This window comes from Donghicola tyrosinivorans, assembly GCF_003003355.1.
Classification (GTDB): Bacteria; Pseudomonadota; Alphaproteobacteria; order Rhodobacterales; family Rhodobacteraceae; genus Donghicola; species Donghicola tyrosinivorans.
Genome location: NZ_PVTQ01000001.1, coordinates 311057 through 336061 on the forward strand (window position 1 = coordinate 311057; position 25005 = coordinate 336061).

Below are 25005 nucleotides of genomic sequence, written 5' to 3' on the forward strand. Positions count from 1 at the left end.
AGGCTTAGCCGGTGACGTCAAGGGTAGCGCGAAGCGCATCAGCAGGGAAAAAGCCCCGCGATCAAACAGGGGCAAGCCCGCAAAGGGCGGCAGAGGAACGGAGTAAGGGCAGTGGCAAAAGGATTTCTGAAAGGCGTGTTCTGGGGCGCGACGGTCTCGGTCTCGGGGGCCGCGATCTTGTCGCTTCTGGCAGAGCCACCCCGATGGCAACCGGCAGAGATTGCCGTCGCGCCGGCAACTGTCGCCCCTGAAACCCCGATTGAAACTGCGCCGATTCCCGCGACGCGTCCCGAACCCTCGCCCGAGGTGGATACGCCACCTGTGGTGAACGATCCCATCCCCGAGGCCCAGTCCGAACCCGCCCCGCAGGTCGATCTGCCGGTCGCCCCAGAACAGCCCGAGGTCGACGCGACCGACACAACCGAACAGGCCTCTGATCTGATGCCGGGCAGTGCCGAACAGCCCGATCCCGGCCCGCCCACGGTCACCTTCGAAGAGGCCCCGACCGAAGAGAGCCCCGCAGCAGATGCTGCGCCTGCAATCGCCGCCGAGGCCACATTGCCCGCGCCCGAACCTGCCCCAGAAATGACCGCCGAAGCGGACGCTACGCCATCGCCCGAAGATGAAGCGCCCGAAACCGCCGCAGGAGAGACACCCGCGCTGGACGCGCCGCAGCAGGCTCCTGACATGCAACCCGAAGCCTCGCCGCAGGTCTCTGACGTGGCACCCGAATTGCCCGCGATCCAGCCAGAAGGTCTGCCTGAACCCGCGAATGAGGAACCGAAGACAGCAGAGGTCGCGGACCTCCCGCAAGCTTCGGACACATCCAAAGACGTCGCCCCGCAGGTGGGCACCCCCGCAGGGAACCTCATCGACAACCGCCGCGCCGCCGAGGTGCCGCTGGTGGCAACTGACGGCCCTGGCCCCTTGACCACCGATGCGGTCCTCTTTGAGGCCGCCGAAAACCTTCCGCTTCTGTCGATCATCATGATCGACGACCGCACTGGCGCTCTTGGCCCCGATGTGCTGCGCGATTTCCCCTATCCGGTCAGCATCGCGGTAGACGCCAGCAGCGCCAACGCCACCGATCGCATGCAGGCATGGCGTGATGCCGGTTTTGAGGTGCTGGCCCTCACCGCTCTGCCCGCAGGGGCCAAAGCCTCGGACGTCGAGACCACCCTTACGGCAGCCCGTGGCGCGGTTCCCCGCGCTGTCGCGGTGATAGAAGACCCTGACGCCAGCTTCCAGCAGTCCCGCTCTATCTCCGATCAGGTGCTGTCGACCTTCAGTGGCCCCGAACAGGGTCTCGTGCTGCAAGCCAAGGGCCTCAACACCGCGCAAAAGATCGCCGCCCGCACCGGCGCGCCGGTGATTTCGATCTTCCGTGATCTGGATGGCAAAGACCAAACCGCCGACGTCATCCGACGCTTCCTCGACAACGCCGCCTTCCGCGCCCGTCAGGAAGAGGGCGGTGTCACCGTCCTCACCCGCCTGCGCCCTGAAACCCTCTCGGCACTGCTGCTTTGGGGCCTGCAAGACCGCGCCTCCACGGTCAGCATTGCGCCCGTTTCGGCGCTTCTGAAAGGCGCAATGGGCGACGGCTAACGGCCAGCCGCCTACGTCAAAACAAAGGGCGCAGTCATCACGACCGCGCCCTTTCATCTTGGTAAAAATACCTCGGGGGTGAATTGGCCGTCAGGCCAAGAGGGGGCAGCGCCCCCACTCAATCACATATTCCCGCCAGCGAACCGCGCCGCGTCCTCTGCCGCGCGCTTGATCGCTTTGGATTTGTTGACGGTCTCTTCATATTCCGCCTCGGGATCGCTGTCGTAGACGACGCCGCCACCGGCCTGAATATACAGCTTGCCGTCCTTCACCACGGCGGTACGCAGGGCGATACACATGTCCATGTCGCCGCCCGCACTGAAATAACCCAGACCGCCCGCATAGACGCCGCGCTTTTCCGGCTCCAGCTCGTCGATGATCTCCATCGCCCGCACTTTGGGCGCACCCGATACGGTGCCCGCGGGCATCCCCGACAGCAGGGCCGCCAGCGCATCGTGGTCCTCGGATAGCTCGCCAATCACGTTCGAGACGATATGCATCACGTGGCTATAGCGCTCGACAATGAACTCTTCCGTGGGCTTCACGGTCCCGATCTTCGAGACCTTGCCGGTGTCGTTTCGTCCCAGATCCAGCAGCATCAGATGCTCTGCCAGTTCTTTTTTGTCCGCCAGCAGATCTGCTTCCAATGCGTTGTCCTCTTCTGGCGTCGCGCCACGGGGACGGGTGCCTGCGATAGGACGGATGGTTACTTCGTTGCCGAAGACGCGCACCAGAATCTCGGGGCTTGCACCCACGACCTGAAAACCGCCGAAGTTGAAGTAGAACATGAAGGGCGACGGGTTCGTTCGGCGCAGCGACCGATAAAGCGCGAAGGGCGGCAGGGGGAAATCCTGCGTCCAGCGCTGGGATGGCACCACCTGAAAGATGTCACCGGCGCGGATGTACTCTTTGGCCTTCTCGATGGCTTGGAAGTAACCCTCTTTGGTAAAGTTCGACACCGGCTCGCCCAGAGCCTTTGCGTCTCCCAGATCGCGGGGGGCGTGCGCAGGGCGGTCCAGATCTCGCAGGGCGTCCATGACGCGCTCGGCTGCCTGAGCGTAAGCGGCGCGGGCCGAAAGGCCGGGCGTGACCCATGCGGGGCTGACCAGCGTGACCTCACCCTTCACGCCATCCAGAACCGCCACAACAGTGGGGCGCATCAGGCGGGCATCGGGCAGGCCGATTGGGTCGGGGTTTACGTTGGGCAGATGCTCGACCAGACGGATCATGTCATAGCCCAGATAGCCGAACAGACCCGCAGACGCCGCGGGCAGATCGTCGGGCAGATCGATTTTCGAGCTGGCAATCAGATCGCGCAGGCTGTCCAGAGGCGCTGCTTTTTCGTCCTGCCATGCGGTGGGGTCGAAGCGGGCGTCGCGGTTGATCTTCGCGGTTTCTCCGCGGCATTCCCAGATGACGTCAGGCTTGAGGCCCACAATCGAATAGCGACCGCGCACTTCGCCGCCTGTGACGGACTCCAGCACGAAGGCATCCGGTGCGTCACCGGCCAGTTTCATCATCAGCGACACAGGCGTATCCAGATCGGCCGCCAGTCGCATGTACACTACCTGATGTTCGCCTGCCTCATAGGCTTTGGCAAAGGTGTCAAAATCGGGGGTCAGAGCCACGGGGCAGACCTTTCTTATTGGTACTGTGCGTTGACCGCGTTGATGGCGGCCTGATCAAGTTCCAGCCCCGCATCCTTGCGCAGGGCATTCACATAGGCGCTGAACACATCCTGAGCGAACTGGGCGTCCGCCTGCGGCTGCATCAATTCGCGCATCTGCTTCATCTCGTCCGAGCCAAGATCGGGCGCGCGCACGTCATCCAGACGCACCAGCACCGTGGCCGTGTCGTCCGAGATCACCTGCGTCTGGCCTGCTTCCATGTTGAAAACGGCTTCGGCAAAGTTGTCGGGGGTCTCGGGGACAAAGTCGCTGCGGCTCATGTCGGTCATGGTCGCGACTTGCAGATCGCCTTCCAGAACCGTGGTGTCTGCTGCCGCCAGTGCTTCTTTCAGCGCCTCGGCGCGTTCGGTCAGCAGGCGGTTGGTTTCAGCGGCGTGCCATGCTGCGGCCACCTCATCGCGCACATCGTCCAGAGGCTGCGGGCGTGGGGCAAGAATTTCATCAAGACGCATGGCAAAGATACCGCCGTCGCTGAGCGTCGCGATGTCGGGGAAGTCATCTTCAGACAAGGGTGCTGCGGCGCTGCGGAATTCAGGGTAGGCGGCGATATCAGTCGAGACACCGTCGAAGTATTCGATCTGACCAAGGGTCATGTCGGTCTCGGCGTCCAGCTCTTCCAGAGTGGCACCGCTGGCCAGCAGATCGTTGATATCCTCGGACTGCTGTTCGATCACGCGGCGGGCGCGGTCGATGGCAAACTCGGACCGCAGATCGGGCAGGGCCTCTTCAAAGGTGGTTATCTGCTCGGGGAGGGCGCCGTTCACGCGGAATAGGGCCGGACCCAGATTAGTGGGAACGGGGCCGGTGACCGAGGGCACTTCGGCGGCGAAAACCGCATCGCCCGCATCCCCCAGATCGCTAGCACTGACATCGCCAAGATCCAGATCCATCAGCTCAAGGCTGCGGGCTTCAACCAGTTCTTCAAAGGTAACTTCGCCGGCATCCAGACGGTCCTTGGCCTCATTCGCGGCCTCATCCGAGGGGAACACCAGACGCTCGACCAAGCGGCGCTCGGGCGAGATGTACTGCTCCGAGCGTTCGTCATAAGCGGCGCGCAGGGTGGCTTCGTCCACCTCGACCGTGTCAGACAACATGTTCGGGGTCAGCAGCACATAGGTGATCTTCTTGCGCTCGGGCAGGGTGAAGTCACCGATGTTGGCCTCATAGAATTCCTGAAGCTGTGCGTCGGTGGCTTCGGGAACCTCGATCTGCAGGTCTTCGGGATGCAGGATCACATAGGCGATGTCGCGTTTCTGGGCGATGTAGGTCAGCAGCGTGTCCAGAAACCCGTCCGCAGGGCGCAGGCCATCGGCTGCGGCGCGCTGAACCATAGCGCGGGCAGTCTCTACGCGGATCGAGGTCTCGAACTCGGCCTCTGACAGACCGGCGCGGTCCAGTGCAAAGCGGTAGGCTTCGCGGTCGAACTGGCCGTTGCTGCCTTTGAAAGCCTGAATCTCGACGATCTGGTCAACCACGTTCTGGTCGCCCACCGACAGACCCATCTGCGCGGCTTCATTGTCCAGCGTGGTCTGGATGATCACCTGCGACAGGGCGCGGCTGTCTGCGCCAAAGTCTTTTGCCTGCTGGAACGTGATGGTCTGTCCCAGCTGCGCGGAAAGCGCGTCGACCTCGCCGCGCAGGGCGCGGGCATAGGCATCTACGGGGATCGGCGTTTCACCGACGCGGCCGACCTTATCGATCTGCCCGCCAAAGTTTGTGACCCCGAAGCCTCCAAGACCTACGACCAGTGCCCCCATGAGGCCCCAGACCATAATCTTGGCACCTTTTCCCGATCCAGCCATATTGTGACGCCTTCCCAATGGTTCCTTGTCCGCAACTGTCTAAGTGAGCGCACGGGTCGCCGCAAGGCGCTGGAACAGCTCAGGCAATCTCTCTTTCGCGATATTGGCGATTGCGATGCGGATTTCGCGGCCTTTTGCCGGATCGCTTTCGGGGCGGAACATGGTGTCGGGCAGCATTAAGACCCCTTCTTCGCGCAAAATCCGCTGGCAGAGGTCAAAGCTGTTCTCTGCATAGGGGTGTTCCAGCCACGCGAAATAGGCCCCGCTGGACCTGATGCGCCAGCCTTGGTCTGTCAGGGGACTAGCCCCGTCGATTAGCGCCTGACGGGTGTCAAGGATGGCCTTGCGTTCCCCTTCCAGCCAGTCGTCCAGATGCGTCAGGCTCCACGCGGCAGCCCGCTGTCCCAACTGAGGCGCACAGATGATGGTGGTGTCGAGGAACTTTTCGATCTGGTGCAAAAGGTCCGGATTGGCAGCGATGGCGCCGACGCGGTGGCCGGTCAGGCGGTAGGCTTTCGAGAACGAATAGAGCCGCACAAGGGTCTGGTCCCAGTCCGGATCATCAAAAAGATCGTGGGGCCGCGCGTCGCTTTTTAGGAAGTCGCGGTAGGTTTCATCGACGATCAGGGTAATGCCGCGCTCTTGCGCCAGTGTCATGAACGCGCGGATGAGCGGCGCGGGATAGATCGTGCCCGTGGGGTTGTTCGGGGTGACCAGCACGATGGCTTTGGTCTTTGCTGTGATCAGGGCGGCGGCCTGATCAGGATCGGGCAGCATATCGGGGCCGACGGGCAGAGGCACGGCCTTACACCCGCTCATGTCGAGCCACATTTTGTGATTGAAGTACCACGGCACCGGCAGGATCACCTGATCCCCTTGATCGCAAAGGGCGGCGATGGTGGCGGCGAAGGCCTGATTGCAGCCGGGCGTGATGGCGATGTGAGTATCTTTGACAGATGCCGCGCCGTATTGGGCACAGATCTTTTGCGCGAGAGCGTCGCGCAGGTCCGGATTGCCGAGCACAGGGCCGTAGAGATGGGTGGCAGGCTCTTCCAGCAGGCGGGCCATTTCGCGGCGCAGCGCCTCTGGCGGGGCGGCCATGGGCGCGGCTTGCGAGAGGTTGATCAGGGGCTTGCCTGCGGGCAGGTCTGTGGCCGCCAGCCAGTGGCGGGCCTGCACGATCGGAGAGGTGAAGGTCGCGCCGGTGCGGCTGGTCATGGGGCTGTCTCCTGAGAGGCGTTCGAGCATCGGTCGAGCACGGGGGAGATGCAGGGGAGGGGGCTGTCTGCCCCCTCTTGGGCCTTGGGGCCCAATTCACCCCCGAAGGTATTTGCGCCAAGATGAAAGCAGGGCGCGTTTTTGTTTTAGTCGTCTTTGCCGCGCAGGGGCTGGACGTATTGCAAGGCCATGTCCCAAGGGAAGAAGATCCATGTGTCCTGACTGACCTCGGTCACGAAGGTGTCCACCATCGGGCGGCCCATGGGCTTGGCATAGACCGTGGCGATGTGGGCTTTCGGCATGTGCTTGCGGACCACTTCGAGGGTTTTGCCAGTGTCCACGAGGTCGTCGACCACAAGAACGCCGGTGCCGTCGCCGATCAGCTCCATGTCGGGGGCCTTGATGATCTTGGGCTCGGACTGGGTCTGGTGGTGGTAGCTTTTGACGCTAATGGTATCGACCGTGCGGATGTCGAGTTCGCGGGCGACGATCATGGCAGGGGCCATGCCGCCGCGGGTGATCGCGACGACAGCACGCCAGCCGGTGTCCTCGGGGGCCATGGATTGCAGGCGCCACGCCAATGCGCGGGCATCGCGGTGCAGTTGGTCCCAGCTGACGTGGAAGCCTTTTTCGTGGGGCAAGCGGTCTGTCATGGCGTTACGTCCTTCACGTGAGTGCGATCTTGAAGCCGAGGGCGGCGAGCATACCGCCAAGCATCCGGTCGATCGGGGTCTTGAGGCGGATGTAGCCCGCCCTTGTGCGTTCCAGCGAGAATACGCGGGCGATGAAGATATTCCAGAGCGCCTCGTTCAGGAAGACAATTCCAAGGATTGCCGCAAATGTCGTTGCGTCAGCATGGGCGGGCACCACCGACACGAAGACAGCGCCGAAGAAGACCGCCGGTTTCGGGTTTGATAGCTGGATGCCAAGCCCCAAGAGGAATGAGCGCAGGCCCGAGGGGGCCGGTCCGGTGATGGGTGCGATTTCCATCGGAGCGCGGGCACCGCGCCACATTTTGTAGGCGCACCAGAGCAGGTACGAGGCCCCCACAGCCTTGAACGCGATCAGCAGTTTGGGGGCGATCTCGAAAAGGGCCGCGAGGCCCAGAATGGCGGCGGTGGCCCAGACCACCGCACCAAGGGCGATGCCGATGCTGAGGGCGCTAGCCGCTTGCATGCCGCGCACCATTGCCACCCGCACCGTCATGAGCACGGCGGGGCCGGGGCTCATGGCGGCGACGAGGTGGACCGCAAAGACCGGCAGCAGGACCGACAGCACCGCCGCTTAGCCTTTGGTGATGTCGGGCGCGTCGACGGCCTTCATGCCGACAACGTGGTAGCCCGCGTCAACGTGCAGGTTCTCGCCAGTCACACCGCTGCCCAGATCGGACAACAGGTAGAGGGCGGACTTGCCTACGTCCTCGATGGTGACGTTGCGGCGCAGGGGCGAGTTGTATTCGTTCCACTTCATGATGTAGCGGAAATCGCCGATGCCGCTGGCGGCCAGGGTCTTGATGGGACCGGCGCTGATGGCGTTCACGCGGATGTTCTTTTTGCCAAGGTCTTCGGCCAGATACATCACCGAGGCTTCCAGAGCCGCTTTGGCGACGCCCATCACGTTATAGTGGGGCATGACCTGTTCCGCGCCGTAGTAGGTCAGCGTCAGGGCGCTGCCACCTTCGGTCATCATCTTTTCCGCGCGCTGCATGATTGCGGTGAACGAATAGACCGAGATGTCCATAGTCATCGCAAAGTTGCCACGGGTGGTGTCCACGTAGCGGCCGCGCAGTTCGTTTTTGTCCGAAAAGCCGATGGCGTGGACAACAAAGTCCAGCTTGCCCCATTTGGCTTCCAGTTCGGCGAAGAGCGCATCCATCGAGGCTTCGTCGCTGACATCGCACGGTAGCACGATGTTCGAGCCCAGTTGCTCGGCCAGGGGGCCGACGCGCTTGAGCAGCGCTTCGCCCTGATACGAGAAGGCCAGTTCGGCCCCGGCGTCCGCACAGGCTTTGGCGATGCCCCATGCGATGGATTTGTCGTTCGCCAGGCCCATGATCAGGCCGCGCTTGCCGGCCATCAGTGAAGTTGACATGAGGTATCCCCCGCTCAAGTCTGAGATTGCCGATTTCGTTTAGGCGATACATATCATCGCTTCAAGGCACTTCACCCAGAGTAAAACGGGGGACCTATGGACGACCAGAGCAAACGCAGCGGAATTTTCGCGGGCAATGATCCTTTTGCCTTGGCAAAGGACTGGCTGGCAGAGGCCGAAAAGACCGAAGTGAACGATCCCAATGCCATCGCCCTTTCGACGGTGGACGAAGGCGGGATGCCCAATGTGCGGATGGTTCTATTGAAAGAGATAGAGGACGACGCCTTTGTCTTTTACACCAACTATGACAGCGCCAAAGGGCAAGAGATCAACAGTGCAGGCAAGGCTGCCTTTGTGATGCATTGGAAGTCTTTGCGCCGCCAGATCCGCGTCCGCGGTCTGGTGACCCGAGAGGATGGACTGCAGGCCGACGCCTATTACTCCTCGCGATCTTTGCAAAGCCGGTTGGGGGCTTGGGCCTCGCAGCAGTCGCGCCCTTTGGATAGTCGTGCTTCCCTGATGGCCGAAGTGGCTAAAGTGACCGCTACGAAAGGGCCGAATCCTAAACGCCCGAGTTTTTGGGGTGGATATCGAATCAAACCACTAGAAATTGAGTTTTGGGCCGATGGCGCGTTTCGCCTGCATGACCGCTTTCGCTGGACGCGCAACGATCTGATGGAAGACTGGGCAATTGTTCGCCTTAACCCGTAGAATTATCGGCGCATCATAATTGTATGGGGTTCTTTCCACATTTATGCAAACTCTTTGGGGTTGCATGTTTGCTCTACGCAGCACACAAACAAGATGTTGGGGAATATTTGTTGGAATATCGTCGTGAGCGGAGAAAAAGTCGGCCGTAGGGTCGTTGGTCACGTAAAGTGGTTCGATCCGGCCAAAGGATTTGGTTTCGTTGTCGCCTCTGAGGGGGGACCTGATATTTTGCTGCACGCAAACGTGCTGCGGAACTTTGGGCAAAGCTCGGTGGCTGATGGAGCTGGTATTGAAATTATCGCGCAGGAAACCCAGCGCGGGGTGCAAGCGGTAACGGTCGTTTCGATCGAACCGCCAAGTTCGACGACCGCAGCAGCGCTTGCGGATTTCGAAGAGCTGGACCCGGCGATCTTTGCTTCGGCAGAGTTGGTAGCGGCCCGTGTGAAGTGGTTCGATAAAGGCAAGGGATTCGGCTTTGCCAACGTCTGGGGCAAGCCTGAAGACGTCTTCGTCCACATCGAGGTGCTGCGCCGGTCGGGTCTTGCGGACCTGCAACCCGGCGAGGCTGTTGGCCTTCGGGTGATTGACGGCAAGCGTGGTCGCATGGCGACCGAAGTGCTGGCCTGGGAGGCAGCGGTTCGCCGCTGATCCAAGATGTCTCTATTGCGGGCCATTTTTGCTGTTTACGCAACATTTACCAGTGCGGCCCTAGCAAACTGCGAAGCAGATCGCATTTTGCTGACCGGAGAGTGGGGCTCTGTCTCGTTCTCGGTCGAGATTGCCGACGATGACGCTGAACGTGCGCGGGGATTGATGTTCCGTGAACGGCTGCCTGCATCGTCCGGTATGCTCTTCATCTATGAAGAACCTCATGATTTGTCCTTCTGGATGCGGAACACGTTGATCCCGCTGGACATGATCTTTCTTGATACCGAAGGCCGTGTCGTGCGTGTGCACGAAAATGCCATTCCCGGGGATGAAACCCCGATCCGTGCCGGTGCGCCTGCCGTGTCGGTGCTAGAGATCAATGGCGGTCTGGCCCGCCGCATCGGCATTGATGCCGATAGCGTGGCGCAGCATCCCGCCTTTGGACCAGATGCGGCTTTACCCTGCAAATAAATCATAACATCCCTCTTTCCTTTGTCTTTTCTTCGGACTAGAGAGGGGCCAGTCGGGGCGTGGCGCAGCCTGGTAGCGCGTCTGTTTTGGGTACAGAAGGTCGTGAGTTCGAATCTCGCCGCCCCGACCACTTTCCACTGATCCGCATCGATTACGGACGTTGCAATATCATGTGATGTTGGCGCTCTCATCGCCGCTATTTTCCCACTTGCGGAAATTTGGCGCTGTGACAATCTGAAGGTGCCCGCCATAGACCATTATGGGTTGCCACAGAGGCAGCCGCGTCTTGCCACCTACGACGGACGGTCACGCAGCCCGGACCATGCGCGCTGCAAGAGGGTCGGCAATGGATATTCGGGGACGTTTCAGAACACCCTTGGGGCCAGTCAGACTGGCAGAGCTTACGGCGGCCGTGCGCTACTTTCGCGCCGCGCCAGAGCAACACATCTTTCGGGCCGCTGTCGCCGCCTCTCTTCTGAACACCGCCTGATATTTTCTGCCCGCGCGACCGGCCTGAGATGCTGTCGCGTCTTCGTAGGACACCCGCAATGAACCACCTGATTGCACTTCTTTCCAGTGTGACCTGTCTGACCCTGATGGCCATGGTCTACTACTGCAAATTCCTCACCGGTCAGCGCAGCTGGCTGCGGTCTGATGTGATCCAGATGAACCTTCTGGCCATCCTGACCGGTCTTTTCTCGCTGGCTTTGCCTGCGACGATCATGGGCCTGCTTGGCGTGACCGCGACGGGTTTCAGCTTTGCCACCCTTGGCAACAGCGCTATCGAGATCGCCAGCGCTGCCGCGATTACCGCGACGGTTTGGCTGTATGTCTCTGCGGTCAAACGTGGCAACAGCGAAGCGCGCTTCAGCGATAACGTAATGCCCTTTACCCCGACTCCTCCCGCACCACGCACACCCACCCGCCCTATGAAAAAGGCAGCTTGAGGGCATTTGAACCTTGGTGACGAGGGCAGAGAGCCCGGTAAGCCTGCATGCCGCAACATGACGTTGCGGCATGCAAGTTTTTTAATATCCTCCGATTTGGGCGGGGTTTTGCAAAAACATGCCCTATATCGCAGGGCGGGAAATAGGGACGCCAAGGGGAGAAAGTCCCGCGATGGGTTAGCTAGTCCTGCGTGGACAGTGAGGCACCCGTAAAACAATCCAACCTGTCGGGAACATGCCCCCTAGATCTGGGGAATTCGGCGTGCTTGCGTGTTCGGCAGGGCGCTATCTTGCCAGTGAACATGCGGCTGATGCGTGAAGATCTGGGGAAACCTAACGGGTAGCATAGCCGCCTGCATTGGCAGAGCGATGCCCTTCCCAATTCCCTCAAATTCCATCGCGGCGGGCATGGGTGCAGAATCTCACGACTTTTGCATTTGCCGCCGCCGAGGAAAAGAATCCCCCACTGTATATTGTGTCGCCAAAGGGAACTGCGCCGATTTGGGCGGCGATTATGCGTCGATTCTTGGCCCTTCGACCGTTTCGACTGCACGAAAGACAGTGATTTGTTAACCAATTCGCCATTTCCGGAGGCTTCGAATCGGAATTCAGCGCGAAGATATGTAATCTCAACTTTGGATATGTCTAATCACCCACAAGGTAGAAAGACTATCCTTTTGGGATGGTGGTCCGCTCTCGCTTTGCGTGTGTGCCGAAAGCCGTCAAAAAGCATCCACAGTCTAATGCGCAGTAGATAAAGAGAAAAACCCGTGTGTGCAAAAATATTGTGTAAAAGTTGACGATCCGACATGAATCACTTGCCCCTCTTTGACCCTTCAGGAGGCGGGGCGCTGCAAGTCCATTTTTGTCTCATTTTGGGTAAAAAATTCGTTGACCGTTTAGGCCCTGCTACGCCAGATTGTGGGGCATGAAGCGAACTGCACTATATTTAGTGCCATGAGCAAGCCTCTAGAGTTGTAAGTTCTTACGGTTTGTCGCCTCGCTCGGGCAGCGTGTTTGCCTGTTAAGTAAAGAATAACTGTCCATTTTAGGACTTTGGCCGCCTTGGCGGGCCGATGGATTATTGTCAGACGGGACAAAAGAATGAAGATCGACAGGAAGTTTACCAAAGCCGGCCAAGACGCATATGCTTCGCTGGATTTCGTGAAAACGGTTTCGGAAATCCGCAACCCTGACGGTACTGTAGTATTCAAGCTGGATAACGTTGAGGTTCCCGCAGGTTGGAGCCAGGTTGCCAGCGACGTCATTGCGCAAAAGTATTTCCGCAAGGCCGGTGTTCCCGCTGAAACCAAGCGTGTCCGCGAAAAGGACGTTCCCGAATTCCTGTGGCGCTCGGTCCCCGTTGAGGGTTCTGCCATGTCGGGCGAGACCAGCGCCAAGCAGGTGTTTGACCGTCTGGCAGGTGCTTGGACCTATTGGGGCTGGAAGGGTGGCTATTTCACCACCGAGGAAGACGCGCAGGCCTATTTCGACGAGATGCGCTATATGCTGGCCCGCCAGATGGCCGCGCCGAACAGCCCCCAGTGGTTCAATACCGGTCTGCATTGGGCCTATGGCATCGACGGCCCCAGCCAGGGCCACTTCTACGTAGACTACAAGACCGGCAAGCTGACCAAATCGAACAGCGCTTATGAGCATCCCCAGCCGCACGCCTGCTTTATCCAGTCGGTCAGCGATGATCTGGTGAACGAGGGCGGCATCATGGACCTCTGGGTTCGCGAAGCACGCCTGTTCAAATATGGCTCGGGTACCGGCACCAACTTTTCCAGCCTGCGCGGCGAGGGCGAGAGCCTGTCGGGCGGCGGCAAATCCTCGGGCCTGATGGGCTTTCTGAAGATCGGAGACCGTGCTGCGGGCGCGATCAAGTCCGGTGGTACCACCCGCCGCGCGGCCAAGATGGTGATCTGTGATGCGGACCATCCCGATATCGAGGATTTCATCAACTGGAAGGTCAAGGAAGAGCAGAAGGTTGCCAGCATCGTCGCCGGTTCGAAGATGCACGAGGCACGCCTGAACGAGATTTTCGCCGCCATCCGCGAATGGGACGGCAGCACCGAGGATGCGGTTGATCCCACCAAGAACGGCGCGCTGAAATCCGCCATTCGCGGCGCGAAAAAGAACGCGATCCCAGAGACTTACATCAAGCGCGTGCTGGATTACGCACAGCAGGGCTACAGCAGCATCGAGTTCCCGACCTACAACACCGACTGGGACAGCGAAGCCTATGCCAGCGTGTCGGGCCAGAACTCGAACAACTCGGTCCGCGTGACGGATGCGTTCCTGCAGGCGGTCAAGGATGACGCGGATTGGGAACTGATCCGCCGCACCGACGGCTCGGTCGCCAAGACGATCAAGGCCCGTGATCTGTGGGAGCAGATTGGCCACGCCGCATGGGCTTGCGCCGATCCGGGCATCCAGTACCACGACACTGTGAACGCATGGCACACTTGCCCCGAAGACGGGCAGATCCGCGGTTCGAACCCGTGCTCGGAATACATGTTCCTTGACGATACCGCGTGCAACCTTGCCTCGATGAACCTGCTGCAGTTCTACAAAGGCGGTACCTTCCGCGTTGAGGACTACATGCACGCCTCGCGTTTGTGGACCCTGACGCTGGAGATCAGCGTGATGATGGCGCAGTTCCCCTCGAAGGAAATTGCGCAGCTGTCTTATGACTTCCGCACGCTGGGTCTGGGTTATGCCAACATTGGCGGCCTGCTGATGCAGATGGGCTATGGCTACGACAGCAAGGAAGGCCGTGCGATGGCTGCCGCGCTGACGGCGATCATGACAGGCGTGTCCTACGCAACCTCGGCCGAGATTGCGGGCGAATTGGGTACCTTCTCGGGCTATGAGCGCAACGCGCATCACATGCTGCGGGTCATCCGTAACCATCGCAACGCGGCGCACGGCAATGCCGAGGGCTATGAGGAACTGGCCGTCAAACCGATCCCGCTGGATCTGGTGAACTGCCCCGATGCCCGCTTGACCAAGATCGCGGCCAGCACGTGGGACGAGGCCCTGCGTCTGGGTGAGCTGCACGGCTATCGCAACGCGCAGGCCACTGTGATCGCGCCCACCGGCACCATCGGTCTGGTCATGGACTGCGACACAACCGGTATCGAGCCTGACTTTGCGCTGGTGAAATTCAAGAAGCTTGCAGGTGGCGGATACTTCAAGATCATCAACCGCTCGGTGCCTGCTGCGCTGGAGAAACTAGGCTACGGCAGTGCGCAGATCGAAGAAATCATCAGCTATGCGGTCGGCCACGGCAGCCTTGGTAATGCGCCCGGCATCAACCACACAAGCCTGATCGGCCACGGTTTCGGCAAGGCCGAGTTGGAAAAGATCGAGGCCGCGCTGGCGACCGCCTTCGACATCCGCTTTGTCTTCAACCAGTGGACCTTGGGCGAAGAGTTCTGCAAGAACGTTCTGGGCATTCCGGCGGCCAAACTGGTGGACCCCAGCTTCGATCTGCTGCGCCATCTGGGCTATACTAAAGCCGAGGTTGAGGCTGCCAATGACCATGTCTGCGGCACCATGACCCTTGAGGGCGCGCCGCACCTGAAGACCGATCATTACAACGTCTTTGACTGCGCGAACCCCTGCGGCAAGAAGGGCAAGCGTTACCTCAGCGTCGAAAGCCACATCCGCATGATGGCCGCCGCGCAAAGCTTTATCTCGGGCGCGATCTCCAAGACCGTGAACATGGCCAACAACGCCACCATCGAGGACTGCCAGAAGGCTTATGAGCTGTCGTGGGAACTGGGTGTCAAAGCCAACGCCCTCTACCGTGACGGATCGAAGCTGAGCCAGCCTCTGGCAGCGGCGCTGGTAGAGGATGACGACGACGCAGCAGAGGTGCTGGAAAGCGGCACCCCGCAGGAAAAAGCCGCTGTCATTGCCGAGAAGATCGTTGAGAAGGTGGTCATCAAAGAGATCGCCAAGACCCAGCGCACCAAACTGCCCGAGCGTCGCAAAGGCTACACCCAGAAAGCGGTTGTGGGGGGGCACAAGGTCTATCTGCGCACCGGTGAATACGGTGATGGTTCCTTGGGCGAGATTTTCATCGATATGCACAAGGAAGGCGCAGGCTTCCGCGCAATGATGAACAACTTTGCCATCGCGGTCTCGGTTGGTCTGCAATACGGGGTGCCGCTGGAAGAGTTCGTGGACGCCTTCACCTTCACCAAGTTCGAACCCTCGGGCATGGTGCAGGGCAACGACAGTATCAAGAACGCAACCTCGATCCTGGATTACATTTTCCGCGAACTGGCGGTCAGCTATCTGGACCGGACCGATCTGGCACACATCAAGCCTCAGGGCGCCAGCTTTGACGATCTGGGCCGCGGCGAAGAGGAAGGCAAACGGAACTTTAAAGAGGTTCCCGAAAGCCGCGCCCATGACCCGCTGGAAGTGCTGAAGCAGATCAGTTCGTCGGGCTATCTTCGTAAACGTGTGCCCGCAGACCTAGTTGTTTTGCGTGGCGGGCAACATATCCACAGCGAATCCGTTGACTCCAAATTGGACTCTGGGGAATCCCTAGCAACTCTGGTCACGTCGAAGGAATCGACTCAGCCAGTTACAAAAATCGACGCCCGTCAGAAGGCGAAGATGCAGGGATATGAAGGCGAGGCCTGTGGTGACTGTGGCAACTACACCCTGGTCCGCAACGGAACCTGCATGAAATGCAACACCTGTGGCGCCACAAGCGGCTGCAGCTAAGGATCGAGCGGGGACATCGATGCAGTTCCTTTTGAATAATGACCTCGTCGCACCCAAAGAGGTGCGCCGGGGGGTAGGCGGGCTGACGGCGCAATTCCCGCGCCAATACAACAGCTGGCTTGTTAACGAGGCTTTCGAAGGTGCGGGATGCCTGACCGTACTGGCAGAGGGTAGGGCGCTTCGCGCCTACGAGATTGTAGAGTTGAAACTTGGGTCGAGTGATCTGGAGGTGACGCTGAAGCGTCACGCGGATCAGCCCAAACTACACTGAGGTCTGGGGCGGGTGCGCTCGCCCTGAACACGGGTCCGGACGCAGGCATGAAAATAATCGGGCAGTCCCAACTATACGAGTCGGACCCGTGAAACTGGGGTCGCTGTTCGCAGCGGCCCCCTTTTCTTTGGGGGCAGGGATGCGACGGATCAGTTGTTTCGATTTGTTTAATGATTAGATATGATGCACATGCAGAATTGCATCTTAAGGGATTGTCCGAGTGACTGATAACGCGACCAATGGGCAGATGATTGTTTGCCCCCATTGCGATGCGCTGTACCGCGTTCGGATGCCCGAGTTCGGCGAGCGTGCCGTATGTAAGCGCTGCCATACGGTGCTGATCGCACCGCGGGCTCATGCGATGATCCGTATCGTGGCCCTCTCGGTGACGAACCTGATCCTTGTAATTGCGGCCCTCTTTTTGCCCTTTCTACAGATCAGCCGCGCGGGCTTTTCCAACGCCACATCCCTGATGGATGCGGTGCTGGCTTTTGCGACCGGCCCGCTGTTTGTGCTGTCCTTGGCTGTGGGGGCGCTGATCGTTGTGGTGCCCATGCTGCGGATGCTGCTGTCGATCTATGTGCTGGCCCCGATGGCCTTTGATCGCAAACCGCTGCCCGCATCGAAACGGGCCTTTCGCCTGTTCGAGGCCCTCAAGCCGTGGTCTATGGCCGAGATCTTCGTGCTGGGCTGCGGCGTCGCTTTGGTCAAGGTTTCGGCCCTTGCGCAGGTGCATCTGGGCTCGGCCTTCTGGATGATGTGTGTGCTGGTCGTGGTGGTTCTGCTGCAAGACAACATGATGTGCCGCTGGTCTATCTGGAACGCTCTGGAGCGCCGGAAATGACCCATTCACACCATGCAATCTCGGCGCGCTCTGCGGGCCATCTGGCGTGCGAGCGTTGCGGCGCGGTCTTTCCTCTGTCTCAGGAAGGCCAGCCTTGTACCCGATGTGACCACAATCTGCGCTCGCGGGATATGCGCTCGATGCAGAAGGTCTGGGCGTGGTGGCTGGTGGGCGTGATGTGCTACATCCCCGCCAACCTGGAGCCGATGCTGCGCACCCGTACCCTGGTGCATACCAGCGAAGATACCATCGTTGCCGGTGCCATCGCCCTGATGCATCACGGCGATTACGGTGTGGCGGCGATCATCCTGATTGCCTCGGTTGGCATTCCGGTCGCCAAATTCGCCGCCGTTGCCTATCTGGCCCTGTCGGTGCGCGGGGTGGGAAAGATGGCCCCCGGCCGCCGTCAGCACCTCTATGAACTGGTGGAATATATTGGCCGATGGTCGATGATCGACGTCTTTGTGGTTGCGATCCTTTCGGCTCTTGTGCAGCTAAACGTGGCGGCCAGCATTTCGCCCGGCCCTGCGGCCCTGACATTTGCGCTGTCGGTAATCTTTACGATGCTGGCGGCCCAGTCCTTTGACTCGCGTCTGATCTGGGACACTCTGGGCGATGACGTCCAGAACGATGCCCCTGACGCCGACCTACAAAAGAAGGAGCGCCCGTGAGCGAGCCCGAAAACACCCCCGACGAGATTCTGGTCGAAAGCGCCGGACGTAGCATTCTGGAACGCGTGTCGATTGTCTGGCTGGTGCCCTTGGGCGCGCTGCTGATCGCTTTGGCGATTGCTTGGCAGCACTGGCGCGACCGTGGCGCGTTGATCGAGATTATCTTTGAAGATGCCGCCGGTATCCGCGTGTCCGAAACGGAACTGAAGTTCCGCGATGTGACCGTGGGTGTGGTGGAAAGCGTCCGCTTGCAGGACGACATGCTGCATGTGGCCGTCGGTGTACGCATCGACAACCGCGTGGTGGAATTCGTGGATGAGGACGCAGTGTTCTGGGTCGTCCGCCCCGAGGTCTCGGCCCGTGGGGTGACAGGTCTGGATACGGTTCTGTCCGGTGTCTATCTGGAAGGCGAATGGGATAGCCAGCCGGGCACGCCGCAAGACAGCTTTGAGGGCCGCGATACCGCCCCCTTGCTGAGCCCCGGTCAAAAGGGCCTGCAAATCACCCTGCGCGGTGTTGGCGACGAAGGCATCACCGGCGATGCGCCCATCCTCTACCAAGGCGTTGAGGTCGGCGAGATCGGCCCCGCACGCATTGCCGAAGACGGGAACACCGTTCTTGCCGATGCGGTCATCTATGCGCCTTACGACCGGCGGATTACCTCGACCACGCGGTTCTGGAACACGTCGGGCTTTTCGCTAAGCTTCGGGCCGAACGGGGCCTCGGTGGATTTTGCGACCATCTCGTCGCTGCTGGCAGGGGGGATCACCTTTGACACGGCAGCTTCTGGCGGCTTCCCCGCTGAAGATGGCGATGTTTTCGAGCTGTACGATGCCGAAGAAGACGCCCGCGCCAGCCTCTTTGCCCGCGCCGAAGGGCCGTCCATCGACATGACGCTGATCTTTGACACCAACGTTGCAGGTCTGCGCCCTGATGCGCCGGTGGAACTGGCGGGCCTGAAGGTGGGCCGGATCACCAACCTGACTGGTCTTGTCGATCCCGAACGCTTCGGTGATGCGCAGGTGCGCCTACTGGCCACGATGGCATTGCAGCCCGAACGTCTGGGTCTATCGACGGAAGATGACGCTGAGGGGCTGGATGTGATGCAATACCTGCAGCAAGCTGTGGCGGGCGGGATGCGTGCGCGACTGACCAATGCCTCGCTGCTGACCGGCGGCCTTAAGGTGGATCTGGTCACATTGGAAGGTGCACCCGCCGCCGAGTTGGACATGAACGGCGTGCCGTTTCCGGTCTTTCCGACAGCACCGGCTGAATTGACCGACGTGGCGGCTACCGCTGAATCCGTCTTTAACCGAGTGAACAACCTGCCCATTGAAGAGTTGCTGCAAAGCGGGATCGATTTCCTGAACAGCGCCACCTCGCTGGTCAGCAGCGAAGACGTGCGTGGCACACCCGAAGACCTGCGCGGCCTTCTTGGCGATATCCGCGGGATTGTCGGCTCTGAGAAGGTGCAGCAGGTGCCGGATCAGCTGTCCACCCTGATGACCGAGCTAACCGGCACGGCGTCCGAGTTGAACAAGACCCTAGCCGCGATCAATGAAAACGAACTGGTGGCCCATCTGACCAGCACCATCCAGACGTTGGATGAAACAGCCGCCTCGGCCAAAACCGCCATTGATGGGGTTCCGGAACTGCTGGATCAGGCGAATGTCGTGGTGGCCAAGCTGAACACCATTCCGGTGGAACGCCTGTCCGACGACCTATCTGGTCTGATCCAGGCGACCGAGGCTCTGATCGACACGCCGCAGGCCCGCAACCTGCCCACCGACATGAGCGCCGCCCTGAGCGAGCTGGCGCTTGTGCTGGAAGAGTTGCGCAATGGCGGTACGGTTGAGAATGTGAACCGTACGCTCCAGTCCGCTAGCAATGCGGCAGACCGGATCGCAGATGCCTCGCAAGAACTGCCCGCACTGGTCAACCGTGTGAACGGGCTGGTGGCCAAGGCGCAGGGGCTGCTTGGGGACTATGACGGCAACTCGGCCGTGAACCGCGACGTGCGCAATGCCTTGCGTGCAGTGACCGAAGCTGCCCGTGCCTTGGATGGTCTGGCCAGTACGATTGAGCGCCGTCCGAACTCGTTGATTTTGGGAAGATGATATGAAGACCTCTTTTGCAATTGCCGCCCTGATCGCCCCAGTGATGACGCTGGGGGCCTGTAGCTCTGACGTGCGTCTGTCCGTGCCGGAGGTTCCCAGCGAGGTACGCGCCAACTCCAGCTACCCCTCGCTTGAGGTGCGTCTGGTCAGCCTGCCCACCTATGCGGGCGAAGAGACCGTTGCCACCCAGAACGCCGATGGCACCATCACGGCCAACGCGGGGCTTCTGTGGGCCGACGATCCTGCGCGGTCACTGACCATGGCGCTGGCGCGCCAGTTGACCCAGATCACCGGTGCCACCGTCGCGCCCGAGCCGTGGCCCTTTGATGCCTATCCCGCAGGCCGCGTGGATATCCGCTTCAGCGATCTACTGGCGCAGGCAGACGGGACGCTGCTGTTGGCCGGTCAGTATTTCGTTGTGGACAGCGAAGGGCGGGGTCGGGATCGGGCGCGTCTGTTCCGGATCACCGAGACAATCGACGGTACCGGCAGCCCTGCCGATATTGCGCGCGCGCGCAGCGCAGCACTGGCAAAACTGGCCGAAGAGATTGTCCAGAACGGTCTTTGACCTATCCAAAAGGTGTCGGTTGGGCGGTTGTCCATCCGATTTACTGTGACTCCGATACATCGGGGAACGCGACCCTCGCTGCCTTGTCAGGCTAGTCATGTGCAAGACTTGAGATGTCTTCACGTAGGATGGCAAAGAAGAGCGAGGGTACAATGTCAGCTATTTCCACCACCCAATGCGAGCAGGTTCTGCTTAGCAGCAGCGACCTTTCCAAGGCGTCGCTGGCGACGCGCATTCTGATTGGCCGACTGCGCAACGAAGTCAAAGGCGCCCCCGATAGTCTGGGCGAGAAGGCCGCTGAACTGGCAAAGTTCGCGTCCGAAAATGACTACGCCGCCAACGATCTGGCCAATCTCTGAGTAGGTAAGGAATATCCCGATGAAAAACGAACTGCTTACCGTTGCTGAAGCTGCTGCTCGTATCGAAGCTGGCGCGATCATGTCGATTGCAGGCGATGCCCCTCTGCTGGCACAGCTGCCCAAAGGAAACTGGATTGGCGGCACGTCGGTCTATTTCGTGACTGACGCTGGCGGCGCTGTTGTCCGCGATAAGGTCTTCTGCACCACCTTCGAAGGCGTTGCTTCGGCCGCCCCTGCCTACTATGGCGCGGATAGCCTGAAGGCCATTTCGAACGGCTACAAGCGCGGCGGTTTCACCGTCCTGCTGATCCCTGCTTTCAGCGGTGCGCACACCACCTTTGCGCTGGAAGCGCCCATGTACAATGACCTGTTTGCACAGCCGCTGGTGGGCTGGATCTCGGGCATCCATCTGGATGATCTGGGCAAGGCAAAGCCGATGGTCTTTGACGGCGCCACCGGCACCGGCCACGAAGATGGCGCTGTGGCACTGCATGTGGCTCTGCCCGAAGGCGCCTCGGTCTCGACCGACATCGTCAACATCTTCAGCCAGGGCAATGATGCCAAGACCACCTTCACCTTCCCCGAAGGCGGCTTCTCGGCCAAGAATGTTTCGGTGAACGGCGAGACGGTAAATCTGGCCCAGTACCTGACCGACAACAACATCGATACCCGTTTGCCGCTGGTTGCGAACTACGCCGGCGCGCTGGTCAACGTATCGGTACAGGCGGTGGACACCGATGCAGGCGAAGTGGCCTTCTACGCGCCCGTCGTTCCCGGTGTTGAGTACCAGATGGCATCTCCCGTGGCAGACTACGCTGGCACCTTCGCGGCAAATCTGACCGATGCAGGTGACGGCCAGTATTCGTGCAACTGCATTCTGAACTACCTCTACGGCGAGCTGGAAGGCAAATCGACCGGCACCTTCACCGGTCCTGTGACCTTCGGCGAAATCGCCTACATCCTGCTGAACCAGACGCTGGTCAAGCTGGACATCAAAGCGGCATAATCCCGTAGACTTACCTGAAATCCTTACGGGATAAGAAACGCCCCGCAGATCACTGCGGGGCGTTTTGTTTTGGCTCAGTTCTGGTGCGGTGAACGCGGCGATCAGCCGTCGTAGTCCACCTGTTCGGTCAGGCGCAGGGCGTCATCGCGCAGGCGGGCCAGATCCATCAGATCCACGTTGTCTGCGGTAAAGCTGCCCCAGCTTGCCACCAGTTCGCTGGGTGTCGAGCCGTTGGCGATCGGGTATTCGCTGTTCACTTCGGCGTAGATTTCCTGCGCTTCGGGCGAGGCAAGGAATTCCATCAGCTTGACAGCGTTGTCGTGGTTCGGGGCGGCTTTGGTCATCACAACGCCCGAGATGTTCACATGGGTGCCGCCGTCTTCGAATTCGGGGAAGATCAGGCGCACGCTGTTGGCCCATTCGGTCTGCTCGGCATCACCCAGCATCTGGCCCATGTAGTAGGTGTTGCCAAGGCTGATGTCGCACTGGCCGGCCCAGATCGCTTTGACCTGTGCGCGGTCGTTGCCTTCGGGTTTACGCGCAAGGTTCGCCTTGATGCCTTCCAGCCAAGTGGTGGTGTATTCTTCACCGTGGTGCGAGATCATCGCAGCGGTCAGCGCCAGCATATAGTCATGGGTGCCCGAACGGGTGCAGATGCGGCCTTTCCACTTGGGATCGGCCAGATCCTCGTAAGAGGTCAGATCGCCATCGGCCACACGCTCTTTCGAGGCATAGACCACGCGGGCACGGGTGGTGAGACCCCACCAATGACCTGCGGGATCATGGTAGAGGGCAGGGATGCTTTGGGTCAGCACGTCGCTGGTCACAGGCTGGCTAAGGCCCGCATCCACTACGGCGGCCAGACGCGAGATATCGACGGTGAAGACCAGATCGGCAGGGGTGCGGTCACCCTCGGCCACCAGACGCTCCAGCATGCCGTCCTTGAGGTAAGCCATGTTTACGTCGATGCCGGTCTCTTCGGTGAAGGCGTCAAACAGCGGCTGGATCAGCTCGGGCTGACGGTTCGAGTAGACGTTGACCTCTTCGGCGAAGGCAGGCGCGGCGATGGCCAGCGCGGTTCCGGCAAAAAGGGCGGTCTTAACTTGCGCAAACATGGTGATCCTCTGCGTTGGTCAATTTCCGCCCTTAAACCTGACTAAACTTGTCGGGTCAATACCTGATTGCTTTAGTCGGCTTTCTCTGCGGCCTTGGCTGCGTCCCAGAGCGCGTCCATTTCCTCTAGGGTGCTGTCTTTGGGATGTTTGCCCTTTGCGGCAAGGGCGGCCTCTATGCTGCGGAAACGACGGGTGAATTTCGCATTCGTCCCGCGCAGAGCCTCTTCGGGATCAACGCCCAAGTGACGGGCCAGATTGGCGACCACGAACAGGATGTCGCCCATCTCGTCGCGGACTTCGTCTTCGGTCAACTTATCGCGAGCCTCGACCAGTTCTCGGGCTTCTTCTTGCAGTTTATCTAGGACCATCTCTGTCGCGGGCCAGTCAAAGCCCACACGGGCCGCTCGGTTTTGCAGTTTGACCGCCCGTTGCAAGGCGGGCAGTGCAATGGCCACATCATCCAGCACACCGGTTTGCTTTTTCGCGGCACGCTCCGCTGCTTTGACCTTTTCCCAATCCAGTGTCTGCTGCGCTGCGCTTTTGTCGCGGCTTTCATCCCCGAACACATGGGGATGGCGGTTGATCATCTTTTCGCTGATCGCCCCGACAATATCCTGAAAATCGAACATTCCCGCGTCCTGCGCCATCTGTGCGTGGAACACCGACTGGAACAGTAGATCACCCAGTTCCGATTTCAGTTCGTCCCATGCCTCGCGCTCAATCGCGTCGCGCACCTCATAGGCTTCTTCGATGGTGTAGGGGGCGATGGTCGCGAAGGTCTGTTCAATGTCCCAAGGGCAACCGTTTTGCGGATCGCGCAACCTGCGCATGATCTCCAGCAGTTGCGGCATTCCTTGCAGGTCATGGATCGGATCTTGGGGCATTGCGTGTTCCATCAGTTTCGGATTTGGTGCCACCGTGCCGCCCAACGCCGAAGGAGTCCAGTCATGGCCGTGGTAAACCGCATCGCAGATTATGCCGCCGAGATGACGGCATGGCGACGCCATTTGCACCAGATGCCGGAACTGGGGTTTGGTTGCGTCAAGACGGCGGCTTTCGTTGTTGAAAAGCTGAAGGAATTTGGCGTCGACGAAATCCACGAAGGCATTGCCCAAACCGGCGTTGTTGCGATCATCAACGGTCAAGGCAGTGGCCCGACCATCGGCCTGCGCGCCGACATGGACGCTCTGCCGATCAAAGAGGCGACGGGCGCGGAATATGCCAGCAAGGTCGAAGGCGCCATGCACGCCTGCGGTCACGACGGCCACACCACCATGCTGCTGGGGGCTGCCCGCTATCTGGCCGAGACGCGCAAATTCTCGGGCCGCGCGGCGCTGATCTTCCAGCCCGCCGAAGAGGATGGCGGCGGTGCAGGCGTGATGGTGGATGAGGGGATCATGGATCGCTTTGACATCGCCCGTGTGTTTGCGATGCACAATGCGCCGAACCTTCCTGTGGGCGAAATCGTCACCACCCCCGGTCCCATTATGGCCGCAGTGGATACCTTTAGCATTAATGTGAAGGGCAAAGGCGGCCACGCCGCGCAGCCCCATAGTTGCGTTGATCCCGTTGTAGCCGCTTGCGGCATTGTGCAGGCGATCCAGACCATCGTCAGCCGCAACCACCATGCGCTGGACGATCTGGTGATCTCGGTCACCCAGATCCACACGGGCAGCGCCGAGAATATCATCCCCGACAGCGCCTATATCAACGGCACGGTCCGCAGCTTTGATCCCGCAGTGCAGGACATGGTCGAGGGTCGCCTGAAGGCCATCGTTGAGGGCCAAGCCATGGCCTACGGAGTCACCGCTGATCTGACCTATTTCCGCGATTACCCGCCCACCGTGAACGATGCGCAGCAGACAGCCTTTGCCGCGCAGGTCGCCCGCGAAGTGGTGGGTGCTGATAAGGTGGACGCGAATGTCGATCGCGAAATGGGGGCCGAGGATTTCGCCTACATGCTACAGGCCCGCCCCGGTGCCTATCTGTTTTTGGGGCAGGGGGAAGGACCCGTCTGTCACCACCCCGCCTTTGATTTCAACGATGAGATCGCCCCCATTGGTGCCAGCTTTTTCGCCCGTCTGGTCGAACTGGCCCAACCGCAGAATGACTTTGAGGAGGTCTAAG

At 60.2% G+C, this 25005-nt stretch carries 22 protein-coding genes and 1 tRNA gene; 15 read left to right on the top strand and 8 right to left on the bottom strand.

From position 1 onward, the window contains the following. The first annotated feature begins 111 nt into the window (after nucleotides 1–111). Entirely contained in the window at nucleotides 112–1605 is a 1494-nt protein-coding gene (locus CLV74_RS01500; RefSeq protein WP_106262435.1) for a divergent polysaccharide deacetylase family protein, read from the top strand. A 122-nt stretch (nucleotides 1606–1727) separates the two neighbouring features. Here CLV74_RS01500 and trpE read toward each other — a convergent pair whose 3' ends face one another. From trpE to fabI, 6 genes are all read right to left on the bottom strand, one after another. Continuing rightward, entirely contained in the window at nucleotides 1728–3233 is a 1506-nt protein-coding gene (gene trpE, locus CLV74_RS01505) for an anthranilate synthase component I (RefSeq protein WP_106262436.1), read from the bottom strand. 14 nt (nucleotides 3234–3247) lie between these two features. Continuing rightward, entirely contained in the window at nucleotides 3248–5095 is a 1848-nt protein-coding gene (locus tag CLV74_RS01510; RefSeq protein ID WP_106262437.1) for a peptidyl-prolyl cis-trans isomerase, read from the bottom strand. 39 nt (nucleotides 5096–5134) lie between these two features. Then, entirely contained in the window at nucleotides 5135–6313 is a 1179-nt protein-coding gene (locus CLV74_RS01515) for an aminotransferase (RefSeq protein WP_106262438.1), read from the bottom strand. 146 nt (nucleotides 6314–6459) lie between these two features. Beyond that, entirely contained in the window at nucleotides 6460–6966 is a 507-nt protein-coding gene (gene gpt, locus CLV74_RS01520) for a xanthine phosphoribosyltransferase (protein WP_106262439.1), read from the bottom strand. A gap of 13 nt (nucleotides 6967–6979) precedes the next feature. Continuing rightward, on the bottom strand, nucleotides 6980–7591 hold the full coding sequence (locus CLV74_RS01525) for a LysE family translocator (RefSeq protein WP_342753468.1): 612 nt from the start codon (nucleotides 7589–7591) through the stop codon (nucleotides 6980–6982). A gap of 6 nt (nucleotides 7592–7597) precedes the next feature. Next, entirely contained in the window at nucleotides 7598–8404 is an 807-nt protein-coding gene (gene fabI, locus CLV74_RS01530; RefSeq protein WP_106262440.1) for an enoyl-ACP reductase FabI, read from the bottom strand. Nucleotides 8405–8500: 96 nt separating this feature from the next. Here fabI and pdxH point away from each other — a divergent pair, with 96 nt between their 5' ends. The 13 genes from pdxH to CLV74_RS01595 all read left to right on the top strand — a co-directional run bounded on the left by pdxH (nucleotide 8501) and on the right by CLV74_RS01595 (nucleotide 21763). Further along, nucleotides 8501–9115 (top strand): pyridoxamine 5'-phosphate oxidase, encoded by a 615-nt coding sequence (gene pdxH, locus CLV74_RS01535; protein WP_106262441.1) that lies wholly within the window; start codon nucleotides 8501–8503, stop codon nucleotides 9113–9115. Nucleotides 9116–9238: 123 nt separating this feature from the next. After that, a complete protein-coding gene (locus tag CLV74_RS01540) occupies nucleotides 9239–9763 on the top strand; it encodes a cold-shock protein (protein WP_245888415.1) in 525 nt (174 codons plus the stop codon). An 84-nt stretch (nucleotides 9764–9847) separates the two neighbouring features. Next, nucleotides 9848–10234, top strand: coding sequence for a DUF192 domain-containing protein (locus tag CLV74_RS01545; RefSeq protein WP_245888435.1), 387 nt, complete (start codon nucleotides 9848–9850; stop codon nucleotides 10232–10234). 53 nt (nucleotides 10235–10287) lie between these two features. Beyond that, nucleotides 10288–10364 (top strand) — tRNA-Pro (locus CLV74_RS01550). A 418-nt stretch (nucleotides 10365–10782) separates the two neighbouring features. Next, a complete protein-coding gene (locus CLV74_RS01555; protein WP_106262444.1) occupies nucleotides 10783–11181 on the top strand; it encodes a hypothetical protein in 399 nt (132 codons plus the stop codon). Between the two features lie 1104 nt (nucleotides 11182–12285). After that, complete coding sequence (locus CLV74_RS01560; RefSeq protein WP_106262445.1) at nucleotides 12286–15927, top strand: vitamin B12-dependent ribonucleotide reductase; 3642 nt, start codon at nucleotides 12286–12288, stop codon at nucleotides 15925–15927. 19 nt (nucleotides 15928–15946) lie between these two features. Further along, on the top strand, nucleotides 15947–16198 hold the full coding sequence (locus CLV74_RS01565) for a hypothetical protein (protein WP_106262446.1): 252 nt from the start codon (nucleotides 15947–15949) through the stop codon (nucleotides 16196–16198). 220 nt (nucleotides 16199–16418) lie between these two features. Further along, the gene (locus CLV74_RS01570; RefSeq protein WP_245888416.1) at nucleotides 16419–17042 is read left to right on the top strand and encodes a paraquat-inducible protein A; all 624 of its coding nucleotides are present in this window, start codon (nucleotides 16419–16421) and stop codon (nucleotides 17040–17042) included. Continuing rightward, on the top strand, nucleotides 17039–17713 hold the full coding sequence (locus CLV74_RS01575; protein WP_106262447.1) for a paraquat-inducible protein A: 675 nt from the start codon (nucleotides 17039–17041) through the stop codon (nucleotides 17711–17713). Before CLV74_RS01570 ends, CLV74_RS01575 begins: the two co-directional genes overlap by 4 nt. Then, nucleotides 17710–19830 (top strand): PqiB family protein, encoded by a 2121-nt coding sequence (locus CLV74_RS01580; protein ID WP_245888417.1) that lies wholly within the window; start codon nucleotides 17710–17712, stop codon nucleotides 19828–19830. Before CLV74_RS01575 ends, CLV74_RS01580 begins: the two co-directional genes overlap by 4 nt. A 1-nt stretch (nucleotide 19831) precedes the next feature. Beyond that, nucleotides 19832–20398, top strand: a complete 567-nt coding sequence (locus CLV74_RS01585) for a PqiC family protein (protein WP_106262448.1) — start codon at nucleotides 19832–19834, stop codon at nucleotides 20396–20398. A 152-nt stretch (nucleotides 20399–20550) separates the two neighbouring features. Continuing rightward, nucleotides 20551–20757, top strand: a complete 207-nt coding sequence (locus tag CLV74_RS01590) for a hypothetical protein (protein ID WP_106262449.1) — start codon at nucleotides 20551–20553, stop codon at nucleotides 20755–20757. Between the two features lie 19 nt (nucleotides 20758–20776). Next, on the top strand, nucleotides 20777–21763 hold the full coding sequence (locus CLV74_RS01595; RefSeq protein ID WP_106262450.1) for a DUF6976 family protein: 987 nt from the start codon (nucleotides 20777–20779) through the stop codon (nucleotides 21761–21763). A gap of 101 nt (nucleotides 21764–21864) precedes the next feature. On the opposite strand, the gene CLV74_RS01600 is transcribed toward CLV74_RS01595, so the two are convergent. Next, nucleotides 21865–22878, bottom strand: coding sequence for a Fe(3+) ABC transporter substrate-binding protein (locus CLV74_RS01600; protein WP_106262451.1), 1014 nt, complete (start codon nucleotides 22876–22878; stop codon nucleotides 21865–21867). A 71-nt stretch (nucleotides 22879–22949) separates the two neighbouring features. Beyond that, on the bottom strand, nucleotides 22950–23762 hold the full coding sequence (mazG, locus tag CLV74_RS01605) for a nucleoside triphosphate pyrophosphohydrolase (protein WP_106262452.1): 813 nt from the start codon (nucleotides 23760–23762) through the stop codon (nucleotides 22950–22952). Between the two features lie 63 nt (nucleotides 23763–23825). On the opposite strand from mazG, the gene CLV74_RS01610 reads away from it, so the two are divergent. Beyond that, on the top strand, nucleotides 23826–25004 hold the full coding sequence (locus CLV74_RS01610; protein ID WP_106262453.1) for a M20 aminoacylase family protein: 1179 nt from the start codon (nucleotides 23826–23828) through the stop codon (nucleotides 25002–25004). Nucleotide 25005 lies beyond the last annotated feature (1 nt).